This is a genomic window from Nitrobacter sp. NHB1, assembly GCF_036964665.1.
Lineage (GTDB): Bacteria > Pseudomonadota > Alphaproteobacteria > Rhizobiales > Xanthobacteraceae > Nitrobacter.
The window spans coordinates 115,821-129,394 of record NZ_JBAMDA010000001.1; the positions used below are offsets into that span (position 1 = coordinate 115,821).

Annotated in this window: 11 protein-coding genes; 8 read left to right on the forward strand and 3 right to left on the reverse strand. The window is 62.2% G+C overall.

The window, feature by feature from the left end; genetic code table 11:
* The first annotated feature begins 1 nt into the window (after window position 1).
* Window positions 2-2,296, forward strand: coding sequence for a glycine--tRNA ligase subunit beta (gene glyS / locus V4R08_RS00625; protein WP_335577554.1), 2,295 nt, complete (start codon window positions 2-4; stop codon window positions 2,294-2,296).
* Window positions 2,297-2,618: 322 nt separating this feature from the next.
* Here glyS and V4R08_RS00630 read toward each other — a convergent pair whose 3' ends face one another.
* Window positions 2,619-2,996 carry a DUF1236 domain-containing protein gene (locus V4R08_RS00630; RefSeq protein ID WP_335577555.1) on the reverse strand — a complete coding sequence of 126 codons (378 nt, stop codon included), beginning with the start codon at window positions 2,994-2,996 and terminating at the stop codon, window positions 2,619-2,621.
* Between the two features lie 250 nt (window positions 2,997-3,246).
* Between V4R08_RS00630 and V4R08_RS00635 the strand changes: the two genes are divergently transcribed.
* Both V4R08_RS00635 and V4R08_RS00640 read left to right on the forward strand, forming a co-directional pair.
* Window positions 3,247-3,402 carry a DUF3096 domain-containing protein gene (locus tag V4R08_RS00635; RefSeq protein ID WP_335577556.1) on the forward strand — a complete coding sequence of 52 codons (156 nt, stop codon included), beginning with the start codon at window positions 3,247-3,249 and terminating at the stop codon, window positions 3,400-3,402.
* 266 nt (window positions 3,403-3,668) lie between these two features.
* Window positions 3,669-4,352 carry a TetR/AcrR family transcriptional regulator gene (locus tag V4R08_RS00640; protein WP_335580137.1) on the forward strand — a complete coding sequence of 228 codons (684 nt, stop codon included), beginning with the start codon at window positions 3,669-3,671 and terminating at the stop codon, window positions 4,350-4,352.
* 8 nt (window positions 4,353-4,360) lie between these two features.
* Here the strand turns inward: V4R08_RS00640 and V4R08_RS00645 are convergent, their stop codons facing one another.
* The gene (locus V4R08_RS00645) at window positions 4,361-4,762 is read right to left on the reverse strand and encodes a c-type cytochrome (RefSeq protein ID WP_335577557.1); all 402 of its coding nucleotides are present in this window, start codon (window positions 4,760-4,762) and stop codon (window positions 4,361-4,363) included.
* Window positions 4,763-5,297: 535 nt separating this feature from the next.
* Here V4R08_RS00645 and V4R08_RS00650 point away from each other — a divergent pair.
* The 5 genes from V4R08_RS00650 (at window position 5,298) to V4R08_RS00670 (ending at window position 11,639) form a co-directional block, all read left to right on the forward strand.
* A complete protein-coding gene (locus V4R08_RS00650; protein WP_335577558.1) occupies window positions 5,298-6,791 on the forward strand; it encodes an FAD-linked oxidase C-terminal domain-containing protein in 1,494 nt (497 codons plus the stop codon).
* 169 nt (window positions 6,792-6,960) lie between these two features.
* Window positions 6,961-8,196 carry an FAD-binding protein gene (locus tag V4R08_RS00655; protein WP_442935673.1) on the forward strand — a complete coding sequence of 412 codons (1,236 nt, stop codon included), beginning with the start codon at window positions 6,961-6,963 and terminating at the stop codon, window positions 8,194-8,196.
* Window positions 8,193-9,509, forward strand: coding sequence for a glycolate oxidase subunit GlcF (gene glcF / locus V4R08_RS00660; protein ID WP_335577560.1), 1,317 nt, complete (start codon window positions 8,193-8,195; stop codon window positions 9,507-9,509). Before V4R08_RS00655 ends, glcF begins: the two co-directional genes overlap by 4 nt.
* On the forward strand, window positions 9,506-10,054 hold the full coding sequence (locus tag V4R08_RS00665; protein ID WP_335577561.1) for a hypothetical protein: 549 nt from the start codon (window positions 9,506-9,508) through the stop codon (window positions 10,052-10,054). The genes glcF and V4R08_RS00665 overlap by 4 nt, the downstream gene beginning before the upstream one ends.
* Window positions 10,055-10,628: 574 nt before the next feature.
* Window positions 10,629-11,639, forward strand: a complete 1,011-nt coding sequence (locus V4R08_RS00670; RefSeq protein ID WP_335577562.1) for a TorF family putative porin — start codon at window positions 10,629-10,631, stop codon at window positions 11,637-11,639.
* Between the two features lie 57 nt (window positions 11,640-11,696).
* On the opposite strand, the gene V4R08_RS00675 is transcribed toward V4R08_RS00670, so the two are convergent.
* Complete coding sequence (locus V4R08_RS00675; RefSeq protein ID WP_335577563.1) at window positions 11,697-13,439, reverse strand: ABC transporter ATP-binding protein/permease; 1,743 nt, start codon at window positions 13,437-13,439, stop codon at window positions 11,697-11,699.
* Window positions 13,440-13,574 lie beyond the last annotated feature (135 nt).

Sequence of the window (13,574 nt, forward strand, 5' to 3'; positions counted from 1 at the left end):
GATGCCCGATCTTCTGCTCGAACTATTCTCCGAGGAAATTCCCGCGCGCATGCAGGCGAAGGCGGCGGACGACCTGCGCAGGATGGTCACCGACAAGCTCGTCGCCGAGGGCCTCGTCTACGAGGGCGCGAAAGCCTTCGCCACGCCGCGCCGCCTCGCGCTCACCGTGCACGGCGTTCCGGTGCGCCAGCCCGATCTCAAGGACGAGCGCAAGGGACCGAAGGTCGGCGCGCCCGACGCCGCCGTGCAGGGATTTCTGAAAGCCGCCGGCCTGAAATCGCTGGATGAAGCGAAGGTCCAGCGCGATCCGAAGAAGGGCGATTTCTACGTCGCGCTGATCGAGAAGCCGGGCCGCCCCGCGATCGATGTGATCGCGGAAATCCTGCCGGTGATCGTGCGCACCTTCCCGTGGCCGAAGCAGATGCGCTGGGGCGAACGCTCGGCGAAGCCCGGTGCGCTGACCTGGGTGCGGCCGCTGCATTCGATCGTCGCGACCTTCGGCATGGAGACCGAGGAGCCGGACGTGGTGGCGTTCGACGTCGCCGGCATCACAGCCGGGCAGGTGACGCGCGGCCACCGCTTCATGGCGCCGGACGAATTCAGCGTGCGCCGCTTCGAGGATTACGAGGCGAAGTTGCAGGCGGCGAAGGTCGTGCTCGATCCGCAGCGCCGCAAGGACATCATCCTGGCCGACGCCAAGGACCTTGCGTTCGCGCAAGGCTATGAGCTGGTCGAGGATCAGGTGCTGCTCGACGAGGTCGCGGGGCTTGTCGAATGGCCGGTGGTGCTGATGGGCGCGTTCGACGAGGAGTTTTTGTCGATCCCCGGCGAAGTGATCCGCGCCACCATCCGCAACAACCAGAAGTGTTTTGTCGTCAACGATCCCAAAACCGGAAAGCTCGCCAACAAGTTCATCCTCGTCGCCAACATCGAGGCGAGCGATGGCGGCAAGGCAATCGTCGCCGGCAACGAGCGCGTGATCCGCGCGCGGCTTTCGGATGCGAAGTTCTTCTATGAGACCGATCTCAAGACCAAGCTGGAAGACCGGCTGCCGAAGTTCGAGAAGATCGTGTTTCATGAAAAGCTCGGCACGCAGGCGGAACGCATCGCACGCATCGAACGCCTCGCGGCAAAGATCGCGCCGCTGGTCGGTGCTGATGTTGCGAAAGCGCAGCGCGCCGCGCTACTGTGCAAGACCGATTTGTTGACCGAAGTGGTCGGCGAATTCCCCGAGCTGCAGGGACTGATGGGGAAATACTATGCGCAGGCCGCTGGTGAGGATGCTTCCGTCGCAGCCGCCTGCGAAGAACATTACAAGCCGCAAGGTCCGAACGACCGCGTGCCGAGCGATCCGGTTTCGATTGCAGTGGCGCTGGCCGACAAGATCGACACGCTGGTCGGCTTTTGGGCCATCGATGAAAAGCCGACGGGAAGCAAGGACCCGTTCGCGTTGCGACGCGCGGCGCTGGGTGTGATTAGGTTGATCGTTGAGAATCAACTGAGCCTGGGTTTGTTTGGTATTTTCGAATTAGCGGCACACCCCATTTTGAGACAGCAAGCCGATGAGCATTACAAGGACATCGTGAAGGCACTCATTGAATCTGGAAAAATTACAGGCAGGGATACAGCATTAGAAGAGTACAAGAACAGCAGCGAATATGTCGAAGGATGGACCGACCATGCCTATCATGGTGTGGTCCGCATTCAGTCAGAGCTGAGAGTTTTCTTTATTGATCGATTGAAAGTTCAACTGCGCGAAAATGGCGCGCGGCACGATCTCGTTGACGCCGTCTTGTCCTTACATGCAGTTTCTGCAGCAATGGTGGATATGCTTGGAGGAAAGGAGTTCTCGCCATTCGATGAAACGGACATGGACGACCTCCTGATGATCGTCCGCCGCGTCGAGGCGCTCGGCAAATTCCTCGATACCGACGACGGCAAGAACCTGCTTGCCGGCACCAAGCGCGCGTCGAACATCCTCGTCATCGAAGAGAAGAAAGACAAGCGCAGCTTCGACGGCGCGCCGGACGACTCGCTCTACAAGCTGGACGAAGAGAAGGCGCTCGCTGTTGCCATCGATCAGGTGAAGCGTGAGGCGAGCGCCGCCGTAGCGAAGGAAGACTTCGCCGCCGCCATGGCGGCAATGGCGAAACTGCGTCCCGCGGTCGACGCCTTTTTCGACAAGGTGAAAGTCAACGACGACGATCCTACGATTCGTGAAAACCGCTTGAAGCTGCTCAACGAAATTCGCGCCGCCACGCGCACGGTCGCGGATTTCTCGCGAATTCAGGATTGATGTCCGTGGCGAGCGCCCGCGCTCGTCTGGAGCGTTTTCGAGCGAAGCATGTCCTCGGGCTTGGCCCGAGGATGGGCACCGGTTCGCGTAAAGAAAACGCGTCAAATCAAAATCATAGGGCCCGCTTCTGATTCCATCAGAAGCGAAAAGGCTCTATGTAAACCGGAAACCCCGTCCCTGGAGGTGACGGGACGGGGTTCCGGCCGCCCGCGTGGCGCCGGCTCCGATCGTGGCCGATATCGTCACGCGAACCGGCGCCCGCATCGCTTGAAAGAAAACGCCGCCAGTGCGTGTCCGAGCGATGTGGGCCTGGCGCAGAATATCAGTCGATCACCTGCATGATGCGCCGCGTGCGCGGCTCGATCAGCACGGTTTCACCATTCACAACGGTGTAGCGATAGGGCGTCGCGCCGAAGCGCTGCGGCACGTCGTAGAAGGTCACGCCTTCGTCGGCGAGGACCGCGCCGACGACGATGCGTTGCGGAACGGTGTAAGAGGGGACGCGCTCGGTCACGATGTATTCGCGAAACGCCGGGCGCTGCTCGTCCGTAATGCCGCCGTCAGCATCGACCTCAACCGGCTGGGTGACGACCACATCGGTCGAAGGCGCAGTGCCGATCGTGGTGCCTTGCGCGTGAGCGGTGAGGGTTGTGCCGAGTGCAGTCACAAGTGCGGCAATAGCCAGGGCCGTATTACGCATGGTTGGCCTCCTTTGCGATGTCGGACGCGCAACTCGGAACGCGCGCCGTTCGATTGGGTGTCATGCCAATTCATCCGGCCTGCCAACGTTCCCGCGCGCAAGTTGGCATTTCCGGGGCGATTTGCGGCAATGCCACAAATGAGACAAATGAGGTGGAACCCGCTGAAGTCGCAGGGTCCGCTATCATGAAGCCGGCGCGACGGATAAAGTTTCTCCGATTCGCAAATCGCATCAGCGGAGGTTCCCTCAAATGGTCATCACGGCAGCACATATCCAGCCCATCGTGGCGCTGGTCGCAGGCATTCTCATCTTGATCATGCCGCGCTTTCTCAATCTGGTCGTTGCGATCTATCTCATCTTCATTGGCCTCTCCGGCCTTGGCGTATTCAAGATGTTGCATCACTAACTTCTAATGATGTCCCGGTCGTGATGCCTGTCGCAGCGATGACGGTTGTCGAGCGTCGTCGCATGGCGGTCCGGTCACCGCTGGCCGATGACCGGACCGGCCACGGTCTGCCGGGGCGCAGCTATCGCAAAGCCGCTTGCCTTCCGGCTTGAATAGGTATTCAGTTTTTAGAATGCCTTTTGCGCGAGCTCGCGCAACGTATTGAAGGCACGCAGGTTCCGGCCAACGCCGCGCCGGCCGCGGCGGTCGATGGACACAAAACGCGCATGGTGTATCGGCGGACCCATCAGGTCTTGAAGCGCCTCGCGGCGCGACGCCGCGCCATCCTGGAGGCGGCGCGGGATACGGCCAGCAACAGCGGCATGGCGGCGGTGCAGATCGCGCCGGTCGCGCGCCGCGCCAATGTCGCGGCCGGCACGGTCTATCGTTATTTTCCCTCGAAAGCGGATCTGATTTCCGAACTGATCACGGAGGTTGCGTGCGACGAACTGGCCGCGATACGCGCTGCCGCCGATGCCGCGCCGGGCCCATCGTCGGCGCTCGCCGCCGCCGTCGCCACCGTCGCCGTGCACATGGTGTCGCATCGGAAGCTGGCGTGGGGCATTCTGGCCGAGCCGGTCGATGTCGATGTCGCCGCGACGCGGCTGGCGAGCCGCCGCGGCATCGCCGGCGAGATTGAAACGCGCATCATTGCCGCGGTGCGCGCCGGACATCTGCCGGCGCAGGATACGTCGCTGGCCGCGACCGCGCTGCTTGGTGCACTGAATGAATCTCTTGTCGGCCCGCTGGCGCCCGACAGCCTCGATGATCCGGTAAGGCTCCGCGACGTGGTGCAGAGCGCGACCCTGCTGGCGTTGCGCGCGGTCGGCGTGACGGATGCCCGCGCCCGCGGCCTTGTGGTGCAGGCCGCCCTGCCGGCCAGGATGCCGGCAGGGGAGCACATGGGCTGAAGTGCGCCTTACTTCGCCTTGACCTTGCCGTCCTTGTCGAACTCCGAGACATAGGCCCAGAGGTTGTCGAGTTCGCTCTGCTTCTTGATGCCGGCAAACGCCATCTTGACGCCGGGTACCTTGGCCTTGGGATCCCTTATGTACGCCTCGAACTCCGCCTGGTTCCAGGTAATGCCGGAATTCTTCATGGCGTCCGAATAGGAATAGCCTGCTTCGGTACCGGCCTTGCGTCCGTCCAGGCCGTTGAGATCGGGTCCGACCTTGTTCTTGGCGCCTTCGCCGATGTCGTGACATGCCTTGCACTTGTTGAAGGCTGCCTTTCCGGCGGCCGCGTCCGCCGCGAGCGAGCTGCCCACGCTTGCAAGCGTAACGCCGAGGACGGTCAATGCGGAAATGACGAACGTTTTCATGAAGACCTCTGAGTTCTAACGTGTTGAGTGTGATGGCTTCAGGCTGAAGCGGTTGGGATTTGCCTCCCCTGAAAAGAAGAGGCCGTGCCTCGATTCTGAAGCTCGCACGTCGTTGCGATAACCTCTGATGCGAACCGCAGAATCGAAGAATACCATCGATCTTAGAATGATTCGAGTGTGATTTTGGTACAAAAAGCCGCCTTGACGGACTCGCCGGGTTGCGGCAGCCGATTCATTTCTTCAGGCGGTCGTGTGCTCCGGGCACCATCGTATCCCGCAATCGTAGCATTCGACCGGAATCCCATCAATCCTGTTTAACTAAAGACCGGCGATACCTACACAAGACATACGAAATGTGGTTGATCCAGTTGGTTTTGCAGCGATCCCACGACTGGCTCGTATTCCGCAAAAGCGGATACCGGTTTTGCGATCGGAATGCGCGCAAGTTATTCATTGAGAGCGTTTGCTTACGGCTAACCGGATATTCCCCTTGGCCGGAAAATGCTCTCAATCGCGACGCCGGAGCGCCTGCCTTATGCCCATCATGATGCCCGCATCGGATCAGATGGTCCTCAATCGCCGCGACGCCATCGTTGCGGACTTGCGCGCGATCGTGCCGGGCGAGGGTGTGATCTTCAGTGCCGCGGAAATGCTGCCGTACGAATCGGACGCCCTGACCGCCTATCGCCAGCCGCCGATGGTCGTGGTGTTGCCGGAAACCACGGAGCAGGTGTCGCGCATTCTGAAATACTGCTTCGACAACGGCATCAAGGTGGTGCCGCGCGGCTCCGGCACCTCGCTGTCCGGCGGGGCGTTGCCGCTGGAGGACGCGGTGCTGTTGGGGCTCGGCAAGTTCAAGCGCATCCGCGAGATCGATCTCGATAATCGCGTCGTCGTCACCGAGCCCGGCGTCACCAACCTCGCGATCAGCCAGGCGGTGGCCCATGCCGGGTTCTACTACGCACCGGATCCGTCGTCGCAGATCGCCTGCTCGATCGGCGGCAACATCGCGGAAAATTCCGGCGGCGTTCACTGCTTGAAATACGGCATGACCACCAACAACGTTCTCGGCTGCGAGCTTGTGCTGATGTCGGGCGAAATCCTCCGCATCGGCGGCAAGGCGCCGGAGCAGGCGGGTTACGACCTGATGGGCATCATCACCGGTTCCGAGGGGTTGCTCGGCGTTGTCACCGAAGTCACCGTCCGCATTCTGCGAAAGCCGGAAACCGCGCGGGCGCTGCTGGTCGGCTTTCCGCAAGTTGAAGCGGCCGGAGAGTGTGTGGCGCGGATCATCGGCGCCGGCATTATTCCCGGCGGCATGGAAATGATGGACAAGCCGGCGATCCACGCCGCGGAAGCCTTCGTTCATGCCGACTATCCGCTCGACGTCGAGGCGCTGCTGATCATCGAACTCGACGGCCCGAGCATCGAGGTCGACGAACTCATCAAGCGGGTAGAGGCTATTGCGCTGGGCTGCGGATCGACCACCTGCCGGATTTCCGGTTCGGAAGCCGAGCGCGACCTGTTCTGGGCCGGCCGCAAGGCGGCGTTTCCGGCGGTTGGCCGCATCTCGCCGGACTATCTCTGCATGGACGGCACCATTCCGCGCGGCGCGCTGCCGCGGGCGCTTGCGCGCATTCGCGATCTCGGCGAGAAATACGGCCTCGGCGTCGCCAACGTATTCCATGCCGGCGACGGCAATCTTCACCCGCTCATCCTCTACGACGCCAACAAGCCCGGCGAGATGGACAAGGCAGAAGCGTTCGGCGCGGAGATTCTGCGCTGCTGCGTCGAACTCGGCGGCGTTCTGACCGGCGAACACGGCGTCGGTATCGAGAAGCGGGACTTGATGCCGCACATGTTCAGCGAGGTCGATCTCAACCAGCAGCAGCGGCTGAAATGCGCGTTCGACGCGCGGGGGCTGCTCAATCCGGGCAAGGTGTTTCCGACGCTGCACCGCTGCGCCGAGCTTGGCCGCGTGCATGTGCACAGCGGCAAGCTGGCGTTTCCGGATTTGCCGAGATTTTGAGGGTGGTTGTGCTGCACCAAATGTGCTGCGTTGCCCCCGCGAACGCGGGGGCCCATAACCACGGTGGTGGTGCAAAAGGAAAACCGGAGAGACACCGATCCTATCGAAAGTGCACGGCGTATAGGTCCCCGCGTTCGCGGGGACGACGAGGGGTAGCGCCGTGAACATCCTGCACATACGCGACGCCGCCGACGTCGAGGCTGCCGTGCGCGCCGCCATTGCCCGCGAACAGCCGATCGAGATCATCGGTCACAGCTCGAAGCGGTCGATCGGCCATGCGATGGCGACCAATGCGGTGCTCGATGTCTCGGCGCTGAACGCGGTGACCTGCTACGAGCCGAACGAACTCATCATCACGGTGCAGGCCGGCGCACCGCTGGATGACGTGCTGTCGCTGATCGATTCCAAAAGCCAGGAGTTTGCGTTCGAGCCGATGGACACTGCCTTGTTGCTCGGCGCCAGGTCCGGCCGCGGCACCGTCGGCGGCATGATCGGCGCCGGGCTCGCCGGCCCGCGCCGCATCAAGGCCGGCGGCGCGCGGGACCATCTGCTCGGCGCCCACGCCGTCTCCGGCTTCGGCGACAGTTTCAAGGCCGGCGGCAGGGTAGTGAAGAACGTCACCGGCTACGATCTCTGCAAGCTGCTGGCCGGATCGTGGGGCACGCTTGCGGTCATGACCGAGGTGACGCTCAAGGTGATGCCGAAAGCCGAGACCGGGCGCACTCTGGTGTTGCGCGGGCTCGACGACGTCACCGCCAATCGGGCGATGACCGCCGCGTTGGGCTCGCCGTATGACGTTTCGGGCGCGGCACACGCGCCGCATCCGGCACTCAGGGCGGCGGCCCGGGGCGCGCTGGCCCGTCTCGCGTCGAGGGGGCATGGCGCGACGCTGTTGCGGCTAGAAGGCATCGTAGCGTCGGTGGCGCACCGCGCGACGGCGCTCGCAGCGGACCTTGCGTCATTCGGAATGGCCGAACTCATCGAGGATGCGGAGTCGGCCGCGCTGTGGCGCGATATTCGCGACGTCACGCCGTTCGCGGCCGACGGCGCACTTGGCGCGTGGCCAGTTTGGCGGATCGTTTGTCCGCCTGCGTCCGGCGGCGCCTTCGGGCAGGCGCTGGCGCGCGAGACCGGCGGCGAGGTGATCTACGACTGGGGCGGCGGGTTGCTCTGGGCGGCGCTGCCGCCCTCAGTCGATGCCCACGCCGTGCTGCTGCGCCAGCGGCTCGCCGCGATCGGCGGCCACGCAACCTTGCTGCGGGCCGACGAGGGAACGCGGCGAACGGTCGATGTGTTTCATCAGCAGGAGAAGGGCGTCGCCGCGCTGGCCGAGCGGGTGCGGCTGAGCTTCGATCCGAAAAGCATTCTCAATCGCGGCAGGCTGACCCGGACGTCGATCTCATGAAAACCGAATTCACGCCCGCTCAACTGGCCGATCCGGATATCGTCGAAGCCGACAAGATCCTCCGCAAATGCGTGCATTGCGGGTTCTGCACCGCGACGTGTCCGACCTATGTGCTGCTCGGCGACGAACTCGACAGCCCGCGCGGCCGGATTTATCTGATCAAGCAGATGCTCGAAAAGAACGAGCCGCCGACGGCCGAGGTCGTGAAACACATCGACCGCTGCCTGTCGTGTCTCGCCTGCATGACCACCTGTCCCTCCGGCGTCAACTACATGCATCTGGTCGATCAGGCGCGGGTCAAGATCGAGAAGGAGTATGCGCGGCCGCTGCCCGAGCGGCTGCTTCGGGCTGTTCTCGCCTATGTGCTGCCGCGGCCGAGAGTCTTTCGGGCCAGCATGATTCTGGCGCGGCTTGGCCGGCCCCTCGCGGCGCTGCTGCCGGGCTCAAAGCCGGGTGCGACGACGCCGACCTTCTTGCGCAGGATCAAGGCGATGCTGGCGCTCGCGCCGGCGTCGCTGCCGGCTCCCGGAGCGCGCGCCGGCAGCGTGTTTCCGGCGCAGGGTGCGAGGCGCGGCCGCGTCGCGCTGCTGCAGGGCTGCGCCCAGCAGGTGCTGGCGCCACGCATCAACCGGGCTGCGATCAGCCTGCTGACACGTCACGGCGTCGAGGTGGTGCTGGTGGCGGACGAGCAGTGTTGCGGCGCGCTGACGCATCACCTGGGCGACGACCGGGATGCACTGGCGCGTGCGCGGGCCAATATCACGGCCTGGCTCACTGAGGCGGAGCGCGGCGGCCTCGACGCCATCGTGGTGACGACGTCGGGCTGCGGTACCGTCATCAAGGATTACGGTTACCTGTTGCGGGAGGACCGCGACTATGCCGGGCCGGCCGCGAAGGTCTCGGGCCTGGCCAAGGACATCACCGAGTATGTCGCGAGTCTCGATCTGCCGCCGCCGCGGAGCCGCAGCGATCTCGTCATTGCCTATCACTCCGCCTGTTCGCTTCAGCATGGCCAGAAAATCACGCAGCTTCCGAAAGATTTGCTTTCCAAGAATGGATTCGTGGTGAAAGATATACCCGAGAGTCATTTGTGTTGCGGTTCGGCGGGGACATACAACATTCTCCAGCCTGACATTGCGAACAGACTGCGCGACCGGAAGGTCGCCAATATCGCAAGCGTCAAGCCGGACATGATCGCCGCCGGCAATATCGGGTGCATGATTCAGATTGCCGGTGGAACGTCGGTCCCTGTTGTTCACACGATTGAACTTCTCGATTGGGCGACGGGCGGCCCCCGGCCAGGACTGAATTGATCGGCGGCAACAGGAGGACCACGATGGCTAAGAAATCCAAGAAGGCGAAGAGCGTTAAGGCCAAGAAAAGCAAGAAGAAGGCCGTAGCGGCGAACAAGAGATCGGCGAAGAAATCCGCGAAGAAAGCGACGAAGAAATCCGCGAAGAAGTCGGTGAAGGCGGCTTCGAGAAAGAAGACGGCGAAGAAGAAATCGGCGAAGAAACCCGCCAAAAAATCCGCAAAGAAGTCTTCGAAAAAATCCGCCAAGAAGTCTGCCAAGAAGTCTGTCAAGAAATCAGCCAAGAAATCAGCCAAGAAATCAGCCAAGAAATCAGCCAAGAAATCAGCCAAGAAATCAGCCAGGAAATCCCTTGGGACATCCGCAGGGAAGCCGGCGACCAAACGCAGGACTTCGGCGAAAAAGACCGCCGCCAAACGTGCCGCGCGAAAGCCTTTAGCCACCGCTATACCGGCCACGAGTTGGGCCATGCCCGAGCCAGCGGCTCCGGCCTTTGGCCATACGGACGAAGGCCATGGGTCGGGCTCGGGAGGTGACGGCAACTAGAGCTATTCCGGCTTTGATGGAATTAAAGCCTGGCTCCAGCTTTTTGTTTTGACGCGTTTTCTTTACGCGAACCGGTATCCATCCTCGGGTCAAGCCCGAGGACATGCTTCGCTTGAAAACGCTATAAAGCAGGATGAGGTTGGGTTGAGAGCTTCAGGCGACGATCGCGCGCCGTCTCCATCCAATACATGAGCCCCGGGTCGCAGCGTCTCCGCTGCGGCCCTTTTCATTGAAACAGTCCGGTCATTGAAATCAGTCCGATAGCCATCGGACCGACCGTCGCCGGCGACGCGATGTTCTGCGCAAGCGTCAGGCGCGGACGTCGATCGAGTGTCGGGCCGCTCAGATCTTGTGATTGATGTTCTGCAACACTGGCGAACAACGTGTTGCAAACGGGCCGAAACGCCCAAAAAGGCAGCAAATGCTTGCTATTTCGGCTTTCCGGTTTTTGCCGCGGACCTCAGTATGGTTAACGAAAAAAGAATCATTTGCGGTCAAATCACTTGCGGCCAGGTGTCGCTCGCCTTCGCGGCCTTCGGGACTTGCGCGGCTTTTCGGCGGATGGGGGTTTGTCATGAAGAAAATGGTCCTGGCGGCAACGGCGCTGGCGATGACGGCAGGTTCGGCGCTGGCGGCGGATATGGCGGTGAAGGCCTACAGCGCGCCGCCCCCGGTCGCGTTCGATCCTTGGGACATCGCCTTCGGCGCCGGCGTCATGAGCGACTACGTGTTTCGCGGCGTGACGCAGTCGAACCACAGGCCGTCAGTGACCGCTTACTTCGAGCCCCGCTACAACGTCACCAAGGACCTGCAGCTTTACGTCGGCTCGTCGGTCGAGAGCATCTCCTTCGCCAACCGTGCGGCGGCCGAGGTCGACATCTACGGCGGTATCCGTCCGACTTTCGGCGCCTTTGCCTTCGACTTCGGCGTCTGGGGCTACCTGTATCCGGGCGGCACCTGCGTTGATACCGCGGCCGCCGGTCTCGGCGCGCTCTGTCCGGGCGATACCGGTGCAATCGCTCTGTTCAACGGCAACGTCATGAAGAGGGACGTGAGCTTCTTCGAAGGCTTCGCCAAGGTGAATTACACGATCAACGACAACTGGGCGGTCGGCCTGAACGAGTACTATTCCCCGAATTTCCTGAACACCGGCGCCTGGGGCAATTACTCATCGATCGTCGCGAAGTATACCGCGCCTGCCAACACGTTCGGCAGCAGCGGCATCGGCATGTACGTGTCGGGTGAGTTCGGCCGTCAGTGGCTCGGAACGTCGGACTCGTTCTACGGCACCGGTGTCGCCGCGGCCGGCTTCGCAGGTCCGTTTCCGAACGGCATCAAGTATGCCGATTACAACACCTGGAATATCGGCGTCGGCCTCACCTACAAGGTGTTCACGCTCGACTTGCGCTACTCCGACTCTGATCTGTCCAAGGGGGACTGTAACGCCTTCACGTCGGATTTCAGGGCTCCGCTCAACGGCAGCTTCACCAGCATCAACCCGAGCGGCGCCGGCTCCACCTGGTGCGGCGCGACCTTCATCGCCAAGCTGTCGGCTGACCTGACGGCGATGACCAGCCTGAAATAATACTCCTTCAACTTCAATGGCGGGGCAGGGCAACCTGCCGCCCTTTTTGGTTTGTTGTCAGGTGGCGTTCGCAGGCTCCGTCACGCCATGAATCGCGAACCGGTCGCCGGCCGGTTCCAGAACGACCTTATCCTGATGGAAGGCCTCCAGCGTATTGCGATGGCTGATCGAGACGATGGTCGTTGCGGGCAGTTTCTCCGCGATCAGGCGGTAGAGAGCGTTTTCGGACGGCTCGTCGAGGGAGGTGGTGGCTTCGTCCAGAAACAGATAATCGGGGCGATGCAGCAGCGCGCGCGCCACGCCGAGACGCTGCTGTTCGCCGGGCGACAGCATCCTGTCCCAGTGCGCCTCCTCGTCGAGCCGCGATGCCAGCGCCGGGAGTCCGACCGCCGTCACCGTTGCGGCGATCTCCTGGGCATCGTATGCGCCGGCCTCGGCTGGATAGGCGATCGCGGCCTGGAGCGATCCGATCGGGAAATAAGGCTGCTGCGGCATGATCATCATCGTCGCATGAGCCGGAATCGCGACGGAGCCCGCGCCAAACGGCCAGATGCCGCCGATGGTACGGAACAGGGTGGACTTGCCCGATCCGGAGGGGCCTACGACCAGCGTACGCACCTTGTTGCGGAAGCGGAATCCGTTGGCCGAGACCAGCGGCTTGCCGTTCGGCAATCGCACCAGCAGTTCGTCGAGCGTGATATCGGAATCGGCCGGCGAGATTTTCACGGTGTCGGCTTGCGCGCCGAGTGCCTTGGCCTTCGCGATCGCCTTCTCGAATCCGTCGAGCCGCGTCACGATCGACCGCCATTCGGCGAGTTGCCGGTACGCGCTGACGAAGAACGATAGCGCACCCTGCACGCTGAGGAATGCCGATGCGGCCTGCATCACGCCGCCAAGTTTGGTCTTGTTGGCGAAGTAGGCCGGCGCGACCAGAATATAGGGGATGATCTGGGTGGCTTGCCCATAGCTGGCGGTGAAGGCGGTGATCTTCTTGGTGCGCTTCATGATGCCGATCCAGTTCTCGACGATCAGCTGGAACTTGTCCATCAGCCGCGTGCGCTCGGCCTCTTCGCCGCGGAGCAGCGCGATCTGCTCGGAGTTTTCCCGGACCCGGACCAGGTTGAAACGAAAATCGGCTTCGTATTGCTGCTGCCGGTAGTCGAGACCGATCAACGGCCTTCCGATCAGGTGGGTCAGTACTGTGCCGATGATGGCATAGATCAATGCTCCCCATACCAGATAACCGGGGATGTTGTACTGATGGCCGAACACGTGCAGCGGGGCGGCGGCGGAGAGGCCCCAGAGGATCACGATGAATGACACCAGCGTCACGACGGAATTCAGAAGGCCGAGACCGAGAGTAAGAGTTTGCTCGACGAACATCCTGATGTCCTCGGTGATGCGCTGGTCCGGGTTGTCGGCGACGTCGCCCTGGAGCTGCATCCGGTAGTGATTGGCGTGGCTGAGCCAGTCGCCGAGATAGCGCTTTGTCGTCCAGTTGCGCCAGCGGATTTGCAGCCACTGGTTCAGGTAAAGCTGATAGACCGCGATCACGATGTAAATGGTGACTACTACACAGAAGTAGATCGTCTCCGAGGCGAAGGCGCTCCAGTTGTAGGCCTGGAAAGCATTGAAGAACCGGTTGCGCCACTCGTTCAGCAGCACATCCACGCCGACGGTGCCGAGCTCGATTGCGATGACGATGACGAGCAGGCCGAGCCCAGCCCATTTGTCTTCCGAGCGGAAATAGGGCGAGGCGATTCGCCAGACGGTTTTCAGCGTCGCACCGAGGTTTTTCACTGTTCGATGTCTCCGGAAAGCATCGTAAAAATCGCTCGAAGGGATGGAAGGTAGCGGCAACCAATAAAGCCAAGACCGCAGCTATTCAGACTGGTAGCATGACCATTGCGCGACGGCGCGTGGGCCTCTCCGGTT

Coding starts and splice junctions, on each gene's coding strand:
- glyS (WP_335577554.1), top strand. CDS start 2: ATGCCCGATCTTCTGCTCGAACTATTCTCCGAGGAAATTCCCGCGCGC.
- V4R08_RS00630 (WP_335577555.1), bottom strand. CDS start 2,996: ATGCGTAATACGGCCCTGGCTATTGCCGCACTTGTGACTGCACTCGGC.
- V4R08_RS00635 (WP_335577556.1), top strand. CDS start 3,247: ATGGTCATCACGGCAGCACATATCCAGCCCATCGTGGCGCTGGTCGCA.
- V4R08_RS00640 (WP_335580137.1), top strand. CDS start 3,669: ATGGTGTATCGGCGGACCCATCAGGTCTTGAAGCGCCTCGCGGCGCGA.
- V4R08_RS00645 (WP_335577557.1), bottom strand. CDS start 4,762: ATGAAAACGTTCGTCATTTCCGCATTGACCGTCCTCGGCGTTACGCTT.
- V4R08_RS00650 (WP_335577558.1), top strand. CDS start 5,298: ATGCCCATCATGATGCCCGCATCGGATCAGATGGTCCTCAATCGCCGC.
- glcF (WP_335577560.1), top strand. CDS start 8,193: ATGAAAACCGAATTCACGCCCGCTCAACTGGCCGATCCGGATATCGTC.
- V4R08_RS00670 (WP_335577562.1), top strand. CDS start 10,629: ATGAAGAAAATGGTCCTGGCGGCAACGGCGCTGGCGATGACGGCAGGT.